Raw genomic sequence first — 12,476 nt, 5'->3', positions numbered from 1 at the left:
TGCCAGGCACTCTAGGGACGTCGCGCCGGCGGATAAACCGGCACGTCACACAATCACTGTTTGGCCGCACCAAACAATCACGGAGCCGACCCCGATGGACCGTTTCGATACGTTGCAGGCGTTTGCCCTCGTGGTGGAAACCGGCAGCTTCACCAAGGCCGCCCGCGCCCTGCACCTGAGCCGCACGACCGTGACGCAGCTGGTGCAGCAGTTGGAGGCGCGGCTGCGCGTGAGGCTGCTGCACCGCACGACGCGCCAGGTCCGCGTGACCGAGGACGGTGCGGCCTACTACGAGCGCGTGGTGCGGCTGCTGGCCGACCTGGCCGACGCCGACAGCAGCCTGTCCGACGCGTCCGCAGCGCTGAAGGGCCGGCTGCGCGTGGATGTGCCCAGCCCGCTCGCGCGGCTTGTGCTGGTGCCGGCCTTACCGGGCTTTCATGAGCGCTACCCGGAGATCCAGCTTGATCTCGGTGTCAGCGACCGCATGGTGGATCTCATCGGCGACCAAGTGGACTGCGTGCTGCGCGGTGGCGAGCTGCCGGACTCGTCACTGATGGCGCGCCGTGTGGGCGACCTGCAGATGGGCGCCTTCGCAGCGCCGAGCTACGTTCAACGCGCCGGCCTGCCCACGCACCCGCGCGAGCTGATGGGCACGCACCACCGCATCGTCGGCTACCTGCGCTCACGCACCGGCAAGGTGGCGCCCTTCACGCTGCGGCGCGACGGCGAGCAGGTGGAGGTGCAGGGCCGCTACGTGCTGTCGGTGGACGATGGCAACGCCTACCTCGCCGCCGGCGTGGCGGGCCTGGGCGTGCTCTGGCTGCCGCGCTACATGGCCGACGCACATGTCGCGCAAGGGGAACTGTTGCCGGTGTTCGACGACGGCTGGCGCATCGAGCCGATGCCGCTTTACGTGGCCTTTGCGCCCAACCGGCATGTCAGCGCCAAGCTGCGCATGTTCATCGACTGGGTGGTGGAGGTGCTGGCGCAGCACCCCGGCATCAGCGCGCCGACGTGAGGCCCGGTGTGCCGACCGCAGCGGTCAGCCGCTGGTACTTCTGCAGCAGCGTCTCCCGGCTTTCGATGTGGGCGGGGTTGATCGGGATGCAGGCCACCGGGCAGAGCATCACGCACTGCGGCTCGTCGAAGTGGCCGACGCATTCGGTGCATTTGTCGGGCGCGATGACGTAGAACTCCTCGCCCATCGAGATCGCGTTGTTCGGGCAAGCGGGCTCGCAGACGTCGCAGTTGATGCACTCATCGGTAATCATCAGTGCCATCGTCAGCCCCCCTGCTTGCAGCGCTCGTTCAAGCGCGCCAGCACACCGGGCGACACGAACTCGGCCACCTCGCCACCCAGCGTGGCGATCTCGCGCACGAAGGTGCTGGACGTGTACTGGTGGTGTTCACCGGGCGTCAGGAAGATGGTCTCGACCTCGGGCATGAGCTTGCGGTTCATGCCGGCCATCTGGAACTCGTACTCGAAGTCGCCGCCGGTGCGCAGGCCGCGCACGACGACGCGACCGGTGTGGGTGCGCACGAAGTCGCGCAGCAGGCCGTCGAAGGCGATGACCTCGACGTTGCCCAGCGGCGCCGCGGCTTCCTGCGCCATCGCCAGGCGCTCGTCCAGCGGGAACAGCGTCTTCTTATGGTGCCCCACGGCAACCGCGATCACCAGGCGCTCGAACATGCCGGCCGCCCGCCGCATCAAATCCTCGTGGCCCAGCGTGATGGGGTCGAAGGTGCCGGGATAGACGGCCGTGATCGTGGTGCGGGAGGTCATGAAGCTGGATTGTCCTCGCGACGCAGCAATTGGTAGTGCACCAGGCCGGCGCGGCCCTGGCGCCAGGCGGTGAATCCGGGTGGCGGCGGGATCTCGCCCGGGGATTCGACGTAGATCAGCCCGCCTTCGGCCAGCAGCGGCACGGCCGCGGCCAGCGCGCGATCGAACAGGTTGTCGGCGAACGGCGGGTCGAGAAAGATGAGGTCGAAACGATCCGGGCTGGCCAGCATCCAGTTCAGCGCGTTGGCCCGGTGGATGGTGATGGCGGTGGCCTGAAGGCGCTTCTGGCTGGCCCGCAGCATGTCCGCCAAAAGCGCCTCGCGCTCGATCATCACCACGGCATCCGCCCCACGCGACGCCGCCTCGAAGCCCAGGGCGCCGCTGCCGGCGAACGCGTCCAGCACGCGCCAGCCGTCCAGCGTCTGGCCCAGCCAGTTGAAGAGGGTTTCACGGATGCGGTCCGACGTGGGGCGCAGGCCCGGCAGGTCGGGCACGGGCAGCTTGGAGCGCTTCCACTGGCCGCCAATGATGCGAACCTCACCCATCACAGGCGAACGGGAATGCCACGCGCAGCCATCAAGGCCTTGGCCTCGCCCACCGTGTGCTCGCCGAAGTGGAAGATGCTGGCGGCCAGCACGGCGTCGGCGCCGCCCAGCGTGATGCCGTCGGCCAGGTGCTCCAGCGAGCCGACGCCGCCGGAGGCGATGACGGGCACCGGCACGGCGTCGGACACGGCGCGGGTCAGTTCGAGATCGAAGCCGCTCTTGGTGCCGTCGCGGTCCATGCTGGTCAGCAGGATCTCGCCGGCGCCGAACTCGGCCATCTGCTTGGCCCAGGCCACGGCGTCGAGGCCGACGTTCTTGCGGCCCCCGTGGGTGTAGACGTCCCAACCCGAACCATCGGGCCGGCGCTTGGCGTCGATGGCCACGACGATGCACTGGGCACCGTACTTGTCGCTGGCGGCGCGGATCAGCTCGGGGTCGGCCACGGCCGCCGAGTTGAAGCTGACCTTGTCGGCACCGGCGTTCAAGAGCCGCCGCACGTCGGCCACCGCACGCACGCCGCCGCCCACCGTCAGCGGGATGAAGACCTTGGACGCGACCGCCTCGATGATGTGCAGGATGAGGTCGCGGCCATCGCTGGTGGCGGTGATGTCGAGGAAGGTCAGCTCGTCGGCACCCTGCTCGTTGTAGCGGGCGGCGATGTCGACGGGGTCGCCCGCGTCGCGCAGGCCGACGAAGTTGACGCCCTTGACCACGCGGCCGGCGGTGACGTCGAGGCAGGGAATGATTCGTTTGGCGAGCATGAGAGGGGGACGGAAGCGAGGGCTGAATTATTCCCTCGATGGTTAGGGGCTTCGCAGGCGGGTTGGCTCGGCGCCAAATGCGCGGTGCTCATTCCCACCCCAAGAACGTTCGAGGAGATCTCCATGTCGCGTTTCGCTCTCGCTTCGCTGGCCGCCGCCGCGCTGGCCGTCGCCCTGCCCGCCCAGGCCCATGAACAGGTCTATTCCGCCAGCCTGCTGGGCAGCAGCGAAATCCCAGCCGCCGCGACCACCGGCAGCGGCTTCGCCATCGTGACGATGGACTTCGACCTGCTGACGATGCGGGTGCAGGCAAGCTTCGCCAGCCTCGTGGGCAACACGACCGCCTCCCACATCCACTGCTGCACAGCCTCTCCCGGCGCCTCCAACGTGGGCGTGGCTACGCAGACGCCCAGCTTCACCGGCTTCCCGACCGGCGTGAAAGCTGGCAGCTACGACCACACCTTCGACATGTCGCTGGCCAGCAGCTACAACGCCTCGTTCGTCACTGCCAACGGCGGCACCGTCGGCTCGGCCTTCAATGCGCTGGTGGCCGGCCTGGACAGCGGGAATGCCTATCTGAACATCCACACCAGCAGCTTCGGCGGAGGCGAAATCCGGGCGTTGCTCGTGCCGGTACCCGAGCCGGAAACCTATGCGCTGATGTTGAGCGGCCTGGGCGTGCTGGCCCTGATGGCTCGCCGCCGCAGGAGCTGAGCCTCTTTCAGCCGGCCGCTGCGATCAGCTCGTCCGCCCGCACCTGGGCGGCCGTGAAGTCCAGCGCGCCGGTGTAGATGGAGCGGCCACAGATGACGCCCTCGACGCCGTCGCCCATGACGGCGCACAGGCGTTCGATGTCGGCAATGTCCGAAAGGCCGCCCGAGGCGATCACCGGGATGGTGAGCGCCCGCGCCAGCTTGACGGTGGCCTCGATGTTGATGCCCGTCAGCATGCCGTCGCGGCCGATGTCGGTGTAGATGACGCCTTCGACGCCGTAGTCCTGGAACTTCTGGGCCAGGTCGATGACCTCGTGGCCGGTCAGCTTGCTCCAGCCATCGGTGGCGACCTTGCCGTCCTTGGCATCCAGGCCCACGATGATGTGGCCGCCGAAGGCGCTGCAGGCATCCTTCAGGAAGCCGGGGTTCTTGACCGCGGCCGTGCCGATGATGACGTAGCTGAGGCCGTCGTCCAGGTAGCGCTCGATGGTGTCGAGGTCACGGATGCCGCCGCCAAGCTGGATGGGGATCTCGTCGCCGATCTCCTTGATGATGGCTTTGATGGCCGGCTCGTTGACCGGCTTACCCGCGAAGGCGCCGTTCAGGTCCACCAGATGCAAACGCCGCGCGCCGGCATCGAGCCAGCGGCGCGCCATCGCGGCGGGGTCTTCGCCGAAGGTGGTGGAGTCGTTCATGTCGCCTTGCTTGAGGCGGACACAGCGACCATCTTTCAGGTCAATCGCGGGGATCAGCAGCATGGCCGGGAGATGCGTGGGAATGAGGTTGAGAAAGTGCGGACCGGTGTGTGACGGTCAAGGGTTCCAGTGAAGGAAGTTGCGGTAAAGGGCGAGGCCCAGCGCGGCACTTTTCTCAGGGTGGAATTGGGTCGCAAAAATGTTATCCCGGGCCACCGCGCAGGTAAAGCGAGCGCCGTAATCGGTCTCGCCGGCGCTGTGTTCCTGCAACGCGGTCGTCGCGTAGAAGCTGTGCACGAAATAGAACCAGCTCTCGTCGGGAATGCCAGCCCACACCGGGTGCGCCCGCGGCTGGTGCACACGGTTCCAGCCCATCTGCGGCACCTTGAAGCGGCTGCCGTCTTCCTGCAGCCGGCCTTCGAGGCGGAAGCGCTGCACGCGTCCCGGGATGAGGCCCAGGCCCGGCGTGTCCTGCTCCTCGCTGTGGTCCAGCAGCATCTGCATGCCCACGCACACGCCCAGCAGCGGCTTGGTGGCGGCGGCTTCGAGCACGGCTTCCTTGACGCCGGAGTCGGCCAGCTCGCGCATGCAGTCGCGCATGGCGCCCTGGCCCGGCAGCACGACGCGCTCGGCGGCACGCACCACGGCGGGGTCGCAGGTGATGGCCACGTCGAAGCCCTGGCCCTCGGCGGCGTGGATGACGGCCTGCGACACCGAGCGCAGGTTGCCCATGCCGTAGTCCACCACCGCGACGGTTCGGGTCACAGCGAACCCTTCGTCGACGGAATGACGCCGGCCGAACGCGGGTCCTGCGACGCCGCCATGCGCAGCGCGCGGCCGAAGGCCTTGAACATCGTCTCGGCCTGGTGGTGGGCGTTGTGGCCCTTCAGGTTGTCGATATGCACCGTGGCCAGCGCGTGGTTGACGAAACCCTGGAAGAACTCGAACGTCAGCTGTGTGTCGAAGGCGCCGATGCTGCCGGCCGTGAACTTGACGTCCATGTGCAGGCCCGGGCGGCCGGAGAGGTCGATGACGACGCGCGACAGCGCTTCGTCCAGCGGCACATAGCTGTGGCCGTAGCGCGTGAGGCCGGCCTTGTCGCCCACGGCTTGCGCCACGGCCAGGCCCAGCGTGATGCCGACGTCTTCCACCGTGTGGTGGCCGTCGATGTGCAGGTCGCCCTCGCAGTGCACGTCCAGGTCGATCAAGCCGTGGCGGGCGATCTGGTCGAGCATGTGGTCGAAGAAGCCGATGCCGGTCTGCAGCTTGGACTGGCCCGTGCCGTCGAGGTTGATGCGCACCGTGATGCGCGTCTCGCGGGTGTTGCGGGTGACTTGGGCAATGCGTTGGGTGGTCATGACAGACAGGCTTGGAGTTCGGCCAGCAGGCGGGTGTTTTCGTCGGGCGTCCCGACGGTGAGGCGCACACAGTTCGCGAGCAGCGGGTGCAGGGCCGAGACGTTCTTGATCAGCACGCCACGGGCCTTCAGCGCCGCGAAGGTGGCGGCCGCGTCCTGCACCCTGGCAAGGATCATATTGCCCTGGCTGGGCCAGGGTGTGACGCCCGGCAGGGCCTGCAGCGCCTGGAAGACGCGCTCGCGCTGCTGGCGCAGCTCGGTGGCCTGGGCGGCGTAGACGTCGGCGTGCTCCAGCGCGAAGAAGGCCGCTTCGGCGTTCAGCACGCTGATGTTGTAGGGCGGGCGCAGCTTCTCGATCTGGTTGACCAACTCGGCCGCACCTAGCAGGTAGCCGATGCGCACGCCGGCCAGGCCGAACTTGCTCATGGTGCGCATGACCAGCACATTCTTCTGGCGGGCCATCAGCGCCAGGCTGTCGGCGCTGGCGAAGGGCTGGTAGGCCTCGTCCATGACGACGAGGCCGGGCGCGGCCTTCGCAATGCGCTCGATGACGGCGGCGTCCCACAGCGTGGCGGTGGGGTTGTTGGGGTAGGCCAGGTAGATCAGCGCAGGCTGGTGCTTGGCGATGGCGGCCAGCATGGCGGGCTCGTCCAGCTCGAAGTCGTCGGCGCGCAGCGGCACGCCGATGAAGCCCAGTTGCTGCTGCTTGGCCAGCGCCTCGTACATGACGAAGCCGGGCACGGGGGCCAGCACGGTGACGCCGGGCTTGGCGATGGCGATGGTCAGCAGGCCGATCAACTCGTCCGAGCCGTTGCCCAGTGTGACGCCCACGTCGTCGCCCACGCCGGCGTGGCGGGCCAGCGCGCGGGCCAGCTCGGCGGTGCGCTCGGCCGGGTAGCGGTTCAGCGCGACGGCGCCCAGGCGTTCACCCAGCGCCTGCTGCAGCGCCGGCGGCAGGCGGTAGGGGTTCTCCATCGCGTCCAGCTTCAGCAGGCCGTGGCTGGGTTGCACCACGTAGGCATGCGCCGCGCGCACGTCGGGACGGATCTGGGCGAGGGCTTGATCGAGTGCAGCAGTCATGGCGCGGTGAGGGCAGGAACGACAAGGGGGTTGAGAACCTGCACGCTGTCGAACTGGGCGTCGTGCGGCAGGGCCAGGCTGAGCAGGCGGGTGCAGCCTTGCGCCTTGGCGCTGGCCACGACGAGGGCGTCAGCGAACGGCAGGCTGAAGCGGCTTTCCAGCGACCAGGCGGATTCGACGGTCGCCTGGTCGGCGGCCCAGGGGCGCCAGTGCTGGTAGCGGCGTACCTCGGCGCGCGCGTCGCCCTGCGGCATGGCGGGGCTGACCTGGCGCGTGGCCAGCAGATAGAAATCGTTCAGCACCTGCACCGACACGCGGCCGGTGCGCGTGGCCCACAGCTCGCGCAGCCAGGCCAGCACCTGTTCGCGCTCGGCCGGGCGGGCGCCGTCTTCGCTGAAGAGCAGCACCGAGGTGTCGACAAAGACGGGATCGGGCTTCAAAGCACACCTCGGCCGGGATACGGCTGGCCGTTGGACGACCAGGACCGCTCACGGTGCAGCCAGTCCTGCAGCGCGCGCTCGTAGGCGTCGTCGTGCTGCATCTTCTCGGCGAGCAGCTCACCGAGCAGGCGCGAGACGCTGGTGTTGCGCCGCGCCGCTTCCAGCCGGGCCCACTCGGCCACGGCGTCGTCCATTGAGACGGTGACGTTCTTCATGAGCCGGAGATTACACGAAGTTCGTGTTGCACGAAGTTCGTGTTAAAAATAGTCCATTGCGCGCTAATTCTGTTTCAGCCACCATTCGGATTAATTCAGCCGAATTGTCGCGCCATGAAACTCATCGCCAAGCAGCTCCAGCCCTTCATCGACCGACTCGCGGCCCAGCTCTCGCCCGACGACCTGCAGCGACTCCAACGCTTGCAAGCCCTGATCGGCGACCTCGGCCACGTCACCCAGCAGGTCGTGTTCGACGCACTGTTTGCCACCAGCCCCAGCGTGGACGCGCAACACAAGGCCTTCAAGCGCTGGGCCGATGAGATCAACGCCCATACACAGGGGCTGGGCTTGCGGCTGAAGCTGCTCGTCCAGCAGGCCAAGTCCATCGGCGCGGCGCGGCGGCTGGTGTGGTTCGAGGGTGAGGCTCTGGTCCAGCTGGCCCAGGCCACCACCGAACTCAGCCATCTCGGCCGTCAGCTCGTACCCGACAGCCTGGGTCGGCCCGCTGGCACGGAACCCCGCCTGCAGCTGACCGAGCGCCGCCAGGGCAAGCCCTTCGTACGCTGGTTCGCAAGCTATGCCCACGGCGATAAGAACGCCGCCAAGCTGATCGACCAGCTGACAATCGTGCTGGGCAATTCGCCGCAGTACAGCTTCGAGAGTTGGAGCGACCGCCAACTCGTCGTCGGCGAGAACTGGGATGCCCAGATCCAGCAGGCCCTGCGCGACTGTCACGTCGGCTTCCTGCTGCTCAGTCACAAGTTCCTCGCCAGCCGCTACATCCGCGATCACGAGTTGCCTGCTTTCGTTGCCGGCAAAGCAAGCACCGCCCCCGGCAAGCGGGTCGTTCCCGTGGCGCTGGAGGCCTTCGACTTCGACACCACCGACCTGCGCGGGCTGCAAGCAAGGCAAATCTTTCGCGACGCCGGGGGCCAGCCCTTCAGCAAGCGCCGAAGCTCCGGCCAACAGGACTGGGTCAACGCGCTGGTCTCGCAAGTCCACGAGATGCTGCGGCGGCACGCCGATGCGCCGCCGCAGGACGCACCTAAGCAAAGTCCCGTTGGCCCGCAGCCTGGCAAGTTCTCCGCCGCTGGCATGGGCGGCTGCGATCTCGACGACATGCCCGGCGTCGTCGACCCGCGAGGCCGCCTCGTCTCCATGCGTGCCGTCGGCGCGGCGCCAGACACGCGCGGCAGCGACGAGGCCGGCATCCCCGTGCTGGCCGACCTCTGCGACTGGGCCATCGACCCCGGCGCGCCGTCCTTGTTTGCCCTGCTCGGCGAGTACGGCATGGGCAAGACCATCTCCTGCCAGCGCCTGCTGCGCGAGATCGAGGCTCGCCGCGAGGGCGCGGATGGCGGCGACTGGCCGCGCCCGCTCTACTTCGACCTGCGCCGCCTGAGCGGCCTGCGTGGCACCAGCCTCGCAAGCGGCGGCAATGCAGCGCCGCGCCTGCCCACGCTGGAGGAGATCGTCGACGAATGCATCGCCCGCGGCTGGTCGCTGCACGCCGAGCGCCCGCGCGCCGCCGACCTCATCGCCGAGAGCCGCCACCTGGCGCAGCTGTGGATCTTCGACGGCCTGGACGAGGCCCTCGTCCACCTCACCGACGTCGATGGCCAGGCCTTCACCCGCGAACTGCTGCGCCTGCAGCCGCTGGCCGACAGCCACCTGCACGCCCACACCAAGCTACTCATCTCCTGCCGCACGCACTTCTTCCGCAGCCTGCAAGCACAGAACCACCACTTCACCGGCCAGCAGCGTGGCGGCACCGACGCGGGCGACTACCGCGCCCTCGTCATGCTGCCCTTCTCCGAGGAGCAGATCCGCGAGTACCTTGCGCAGGCCTTGCCCGGGCTGGACGCCCAGGCCACGCTGGAGATGCTGCAGAGCATCCACAACCTCGCCGAACTCGCCGCCCGGCCCTACACGCTTAAGCTGGTCACCGAGTTCATCCCCGAGATCGAGGAGCGCCGCGCGGCCGGGCAGCCGGTCTATGGCGTGACGTTGTATGGCCAGGTCGTGCGCAGCTGGCTGGGCCGCGACGCCGGCAAGCATCACGTCAAGCCCGAGCACAAGGAGCGCCTGATGGCCCACCTCGCCGCCTGGACGTGGGCGCGCGGCCAGCGCAACGTGCCAGCCGACCAGTTGGAGGCCTGGTTCCACGACTGGCTCGATGGCCAACCCGACCTGCGCAAGCGCTATGCCGCCGTCGACATCGACAAGCTGGAGGAAGACCTGCGCACGGCCACCTTCCTCGTGCGCGACGACGCGGGTGACGGCGGCTTTCGCTTCGCGCACAGCTCGATGCAGGAGTACTTCCTGGCGCGCTACCTGTTCCAGGCAGTCCAGGAGGACCGGCGCGAAGCCTGGGCCCTACCGCTGGTCAGCGTGGAGACGCGCCGTTTCTTCGCCGAATGTCTGCTTGAAGTCGGCGCATCAGCTGGGCTCAACACCCTCGCCCGCTGGCGCTCTCCCTACCTGCGCCTGGCCAGTGAACAGTGGCTGCGCTACGCCCTCGATGCCTCCGACCACGACTGGCCCACCCCCAGTCTGGCGGGCATAGACATGTCGGGTGCCCGGCTGCATGGCTGGCGCTTCGAAGGCCGAGAGGACCGGCCACCGCTCAACCTAGCTGGCGCGCGCTTCGTAGGTTGTGAGCTGCGCGAAAGCGTCTGGCTGCGCGTGCGGCTGGATGCCGCCGTGTTCGACGACGCGCAGCTCGATCGCTGCGAATGGCAACAGGTGCAGGCTCCGCGCCTGAGCGCACGGCGTGTCAGCCTGGACGGCGCGCGGTTCCGGCTAGTGCAGGGCACGGCGCACGACTTCACGGCGGCCCAGGGGCATCGCGCGCACTGGCTGGGAAGTGAGCCGCCGCCGGGCTGGCCAGTCGTTCCCGCCAGCACGCCTGCGCGCCGACACTGGCGTGCCGCAAGCGGGCATCAAGGCTGGGTCAGCGCCTGCGCCTTTTCGCCCGATGGCACACGCTTGGTGTCGACCAGCGGTGACGCTAGCCTGCGCCTATGGGACGTCGCCTCTGGAGAGTGCTTGGCTACCTGGGCCGGGCATGAGGGCTGGGTCAACGCCTGCGCCTTATCGCCCGACGGCGCACTCGCGGTGTCGGCCGGCAGTGACGCTAGTCTGCGCCTATGGAACGCCGCTTCTGGCAAGTGCCTGGCCATCTGGACCGGGCATGAAGACGAGGTGAACGCCTGCACCTTTTCACCCGACGGCGCGCGCGTGATATCGGCTGGCTATGACGGCAGCCTGCGTCTATGGGATGCCGACTCGGGCGAATGCCTGGCCATCTGGACCGGGCATCAGGGTCGGGTTATGGCATGCGCCTTTTCACCCTGCGGCGGGCACGTGGTGTCGGCCGGCAGCGACGCCAGCCTGCGCCTGTGGAACGCCGCCTCGGGCAAGTGCCTAGCCACCTGGACCGGGCATCGAGGCGGGGTCAGAGCTTGCGCGTTCTCGCCCGATGGAGCCCGTGTGGCATCGGCTGGCGAGGACGCCAGCTTGCGCCTTTGGGATACCACGTCGGGCGAGTGCCTGGCCAGCTGGACCGGGCATGAAGAATGGGTCATGGCCTGCGCCTTTTCGCCCGACGGCGCGCGCGTGGTGTCGGCCGGCGATGACGCCAACCTGCGCCTGTGGGACGCTGCCTCGGGCGAGTGCTTGACCACCTGGATCGGGCATGACGGCGGGGTCAACGCCTGCGCCTTTTCGCCTGATGGCGCGCGTGTAGTGTCGGCCAGCGATGACGGCAGCCTGCGCCTGTGGGGCACCGACTCGGACGAGTGCTTGGCCACCTGGACCGGGTATCAAGGCCAGCCCATGGTCTGCGCCTTTTCGCCCAACGGCACACGCTTGGTGTCGGCCAGCGGTGACGAGAATCTGCGCCTGTGGGACGCCGACTCGGGCGCACGCTTGGCAACCTGGACCGGACATAACGACTGGGTCATGGCCTGTGCCTTTTCGCCCGATGGCACGCTCGTGGTGTCGGCTAGCGATGACTCCAGCTTGCGCCTGTGGGACGCCAACTCGGGCGAGTGCCTGGCCACCTGGACCGCGCATCGTGGTGGGGTTAACGCCTGCGCCTTCTCGCCCGACGGCGCGCGCGTGGTGTCGGCCGGCGATGACGCCAGCCTGCGCCTGTGGGACGCCGCCTCGGGCGAGTGCTTGGCCACCTGGATCGGGCATGTCGGTGGGGTCGACGCCTGCGCCTTTTCGCACGACGGTGCGCGCGTAGCGTCGGTCGGTCGTGACGGCAGCCTGCGCCTGTGGGACACCGCCTTGGGCGACTGCCTAGCCACCCAGACCGGGCATCAGGGCGGAGTCAATGCGTGCGCCTTTTCGCCCGACGGCGCACGCGTGGTATCGGCCGGCCGCGACGGCAACCTGCGCCTGTGGGACACGGCCTTGGGCGAGTGCCTGGCCACCTGGGGTGGGCATGAGGGGTGGGTCAGGGCCTGCGCCTTTTCACCCGACGGTGCGCGCGTGGTGTCAGCCGGTGATGACTCCAGTCTGCGCCTGTGGGACGCAGCCACGGGCAAGTGTCTTGCAACCTGGACCGGGCATGAGGGGTGGGTCAGGGCCTGTGTCTTTTCGCCCGACGGCGCGCGCGTGGTGTCGGCCGGCTTTGACGGCAGCCTGCGCCTGTGGGACGCCGCCTCGGGGAAACAACTTCGCATCCACCACGTCGCCGACGGCGAGCACGCCGTCTGGGAGCCAAACACCAACCGCCTCGTCGAGGCCAGCGACGGCGCCTGGCGCTGGCTGGTGCAGCAGCAGTTCGATGCCCAGGGCCGCTTGATCGACGTGAAGATGGCCGAGGAGGTGATCAGCCTGCCCTACTCGTCGCTGAAACCCACGCCATCGCCCTGA

13 protein-coding genes are annotated in these 12,476 nt (G+C 68.4%); 3 read left to right on the top strand and 10 right to left on the bottom strand.

The window, feature by feature from the left end; genetic code table 11:
- Nucleotides 1-94 precede the first annotated feature (94 nt).
- Nucleotides 95-1,018, top strand: coding sequence for a LysR family transcriptional regulator (locus AC07V5_RS28990; RefSeq protein WP_495119081.1), 924 nt, complete (start codon nt 95-97; stop codon nt 1,016-1,018).
- On the opposite strand, the gene AC07V5_RS28985 is transcribed toward AC07V5_RS28990, so the two are convergent.
- The 4 genes from AC07V5_RS28985 to hisF are packed head-to-tail and all read right to left on the bottom strand — an operon-like array spanning nt 1,002 to nt 3,089.
- A complete protein-coding gene (locus AC07V5_RS28985; RefSeq protein ID WP_495119080.1) occupies nt 1,002-1,280 on the bottom strand; it encodes a YfhL family 4Fe-4S dicluster ferredoxin in 279 nt (92 codons plus the stop codon). The two genes, AC07V5_RS28990 and AC07V5_RS28985, sit on opposite strands and share 17 nt — an antisense overlap.
- A 2-nt stretch (nt 1,281-1,282) precedes the next feature.
- Nucleotides 1,283-1,783 carry a pantetheine-phosphate adenylyltransferase gene (gene coaD / locus AC07V5_RS28980; protein ID WP_495119079.1) on the bottom strand — a complete coding sequence of 167 codons (501 nt, stop codon included), beginning with the start codon at nt 1,781-1,783 and terminating at the stop codon, nt 1,283-1,285.
- Nucleotides 1,780-2,328 (bottom strand): 16S rRNA (guanine(966)-N(2))-methyltransferase RsmD, encoded by a 549-nt coding sequence (gene rsmD, locus AC07V5_RS28975; protein WP_495119078.1) that lies wholly within the window; start codon nt 2,326-2,328, stop codon nt 1,780-1,782. The genes coaD and rsmD overlap by 4 nt, the downstream gene beginning before the upstream one ends.
- Entirely contained in the window at nt 2,328-3,089 is a 762-nt protein-coding gene (gene hisF / locus AC07V5_RS28970; RefSeq protein WP_495119077.1) for an imidazole glycerol phosphate synthase subunit HisF, read from the bottom strand. The genes rsmD and hisF overlap by 1 nt, the downstream gene beginning before the upstream one ends.
- A gap of 123 nt (nt 3,090-3,212) precedes the next feature.
- Here hisF and AC07V5_RS28965 point away from each other — a divergent pair, with 123 nt between their 5' ends.
- Complete coding sequence (locus AC07V5_RS28965) at nt 3,213-3,803, top strand: CHRD domain-containing protein (protein ID WP_495119076.1); 591 nt, start codon at nt 3,213-3,215, stop codon at nt 3,801-3,803.
- A gap of 7 nt (nt 3,804-3,810) precedes the next feature.
- On the opposite strand, the gene hisA is transcribed toward AC07V5_RS28965, so the two are convergent.
- From hisA to AC07V5_RS28935, 6 genes are read right to left on the bottom strand one after another with little or no spacing between them, the layout of a single operon-like run.
- Complete coding sequence (hisA, locus tag AC07V5_RS28960; protein ID WP_495119075.1) at nt 3,811-4,560, bottom strand: 1-(5-phosphoribosyl)-5-[(5-phosphoribosylamino)methylideneamino]imidazole-4-carboxamide isomerase; 750 nt, start codon at nt 4,558-4,560, stop codon at nt 3,811-3,813.
- Nucleotides 4,561-4,614: 54 nt separating this feature from the next.
- Nucleotides 4,615-5,262: an imidazole glycerol phosphate synthase subunit HisH gene (gene hisH, locus AC07V5_RS28955; protein ID WP_495119074.1), complete on the bottom strand. Its 648-nt coding sequence runs from the start codon at nt 5,260-5,262 to the stop codon at nt 4,615-4,617.
- Complete coding sequence (hisB, locus tag AC07V5_RS28950; RefSeq protein WP_495119073.1) at nt 5,259-5,855, bottom strand: imidazoleglycerol-phosphate dehydratase HisB; 597 nt, start codon at nt 5,853-5,855, stop codon at nt 5,259-5,261. Before hisB ends, hisH begins: the two co-directional genes overlap by 4 nt.
- Nucleotides 5,852-6,934, bottom strand: coding sequence for a histidinol-phosphate transaminase (gene hisC / locus AC07V5_RS28945; protein WP_495119072.1), 1,083 nt, complete (start codon nt 6,932-6,934; stop codon nt 5,852-5,854). The genes hisB and hisC overlap by 4 nt, the downstream gene beginning before the upstream one ends.
- The gene (locus tag AC07V5_RS28940) at nt 6,931-7,374 is read right to left on the bottom strand and encodes a PIN domain-containing protein (protein WP_495119071.1); all 444 of its coding nucleotides are present in this window, start codon (nt 7,372-7,374) and stop codon (nt 6,931-6,933) included. The genes hisC and AC07V5_RS28940 overlap by 4 nt, the downstream gene beginning before the upstream one ends.
- Nucleotides 7,371-7,589, bottom strand: coding sequence for a CopG family transcriptional regulator (locus AC07V5_RS28935; RefSeq protein ID WP_495119070.1), 219 nt, complete (start codon nt 7,587-7,589; stop codon nt 7,371-7,373). Before AC07V5_RS28935 ends, AC07V5_RS28940 begins: the two co-directional genes overlap by 4 nt.
- A gap of 114 nt (nt 7,590-7,703) precedes the next feature.
- Between AC07V5_RS28935 and AC07V5_RS28930 the strand changes: the two genes are divergently transcribed.
- The gene (locus tag AC07V5_RS28930; RefSeq protein WP_495119069.1) at nt 7,704-12,476 is read left to right on the top strand and encodes a TIR domain-containing protein; all 4,773 of its coding nucleotides are present in this window, start codon (nt 7,704-7,706) and stop codon (nt 12,474-12,476) included.

Source organism: Roseateles sp. GW821-FHT02E12, assembly GCF_059421665.1.
The sequence above is the reverse complement of the archived record's forward strand: the minus strand, read 5'-3'. Positions and strand labels throughout refer to the sequence as shown.

What these genes read in the sequence shown, in the direction of transcription:
- AC07V5_RS28930 (WP_495119069.1), top strand. Translation starts at nt 7,704, where the DNA reads ATGAAACTCATCGCCAAGCAGCTCCAGCCCTTCATCGACCGACTCGCG.
- AC07V5_RS28935 (WP_495119070.1), bottom strand. Translation starts at nt 7,589, where the DNA reads ATGAAGAACGTCACCGTCTCAATGGACGACGCCGTGGCCGAGTGGGCC.
- hisB (WP_495119073.1), bottom strand. Translation starts at nt 5,855, where the DNA reads ATGACCACCCAACGCATTGCCCAAGTCACCCGCAACACCCGCGAGACG.
- hisC (WP_495119072.1), bottom strand. Translation starts at nt 6,934, where the DNA reads ATGACTGCTGCACTCGATCAAGCCCTCGCCCAGATCCGTCCCGACGTG.
- rsmD (WP_495119078.1), bottom strand. Translation starts at nt 2,328, where the DNA reads ATGGGTGAGGTTCGCATCATTGGCGGCCAGTGGAAGCGCTCCAAGCTG.
- coaD (WP_495119079.1), bottom strand. Translation starts at nt 1,783, where the DNA reads ATGACCTCCCGCACCACGATCACGGCCGTCTATCCCGGCACCTTCGAC.
- hisF (WP_495119077.1), bottom strand. Translation starts at nt 3,089, where the DNA reads ATGCTCGCCAAACGAATCATTCCCTGCCTCGACGTCACCGCCGGCCGC.
- AC07V5_RS28990 (WP_495119081.1), top strand. Translation starts at nt 95, where the DNA reads ATGGACCGTTTCGATACGTTGCAGGCGTTTGCCCTCGTGGTGGAAACC.
- hisA (WP_495119075.1), bottom strand. Translation starts at nt 4,560, where the DNA reads ATGCTGCTGATCCCCGCGATTGACCTGAAAGATGGTCGCTGTGTCCGC.
- AC07V5_RS28985 (WP_495119080.1), bottom strand. Translation starts at nt 1,280, where the DNA reads ATGGCACTGATGATTACCGATGAGTGCATCAACTGCGACGTCTGCGAG.
- AC07V5_RS28965 (WP_495119076.1), top strand. Translation starts at nt 3,213, where the DNA reads ATGTCGCGTTTCGCTCTCGCTTCGCTGGCCGCCGCCGCGCTGGCCGTC.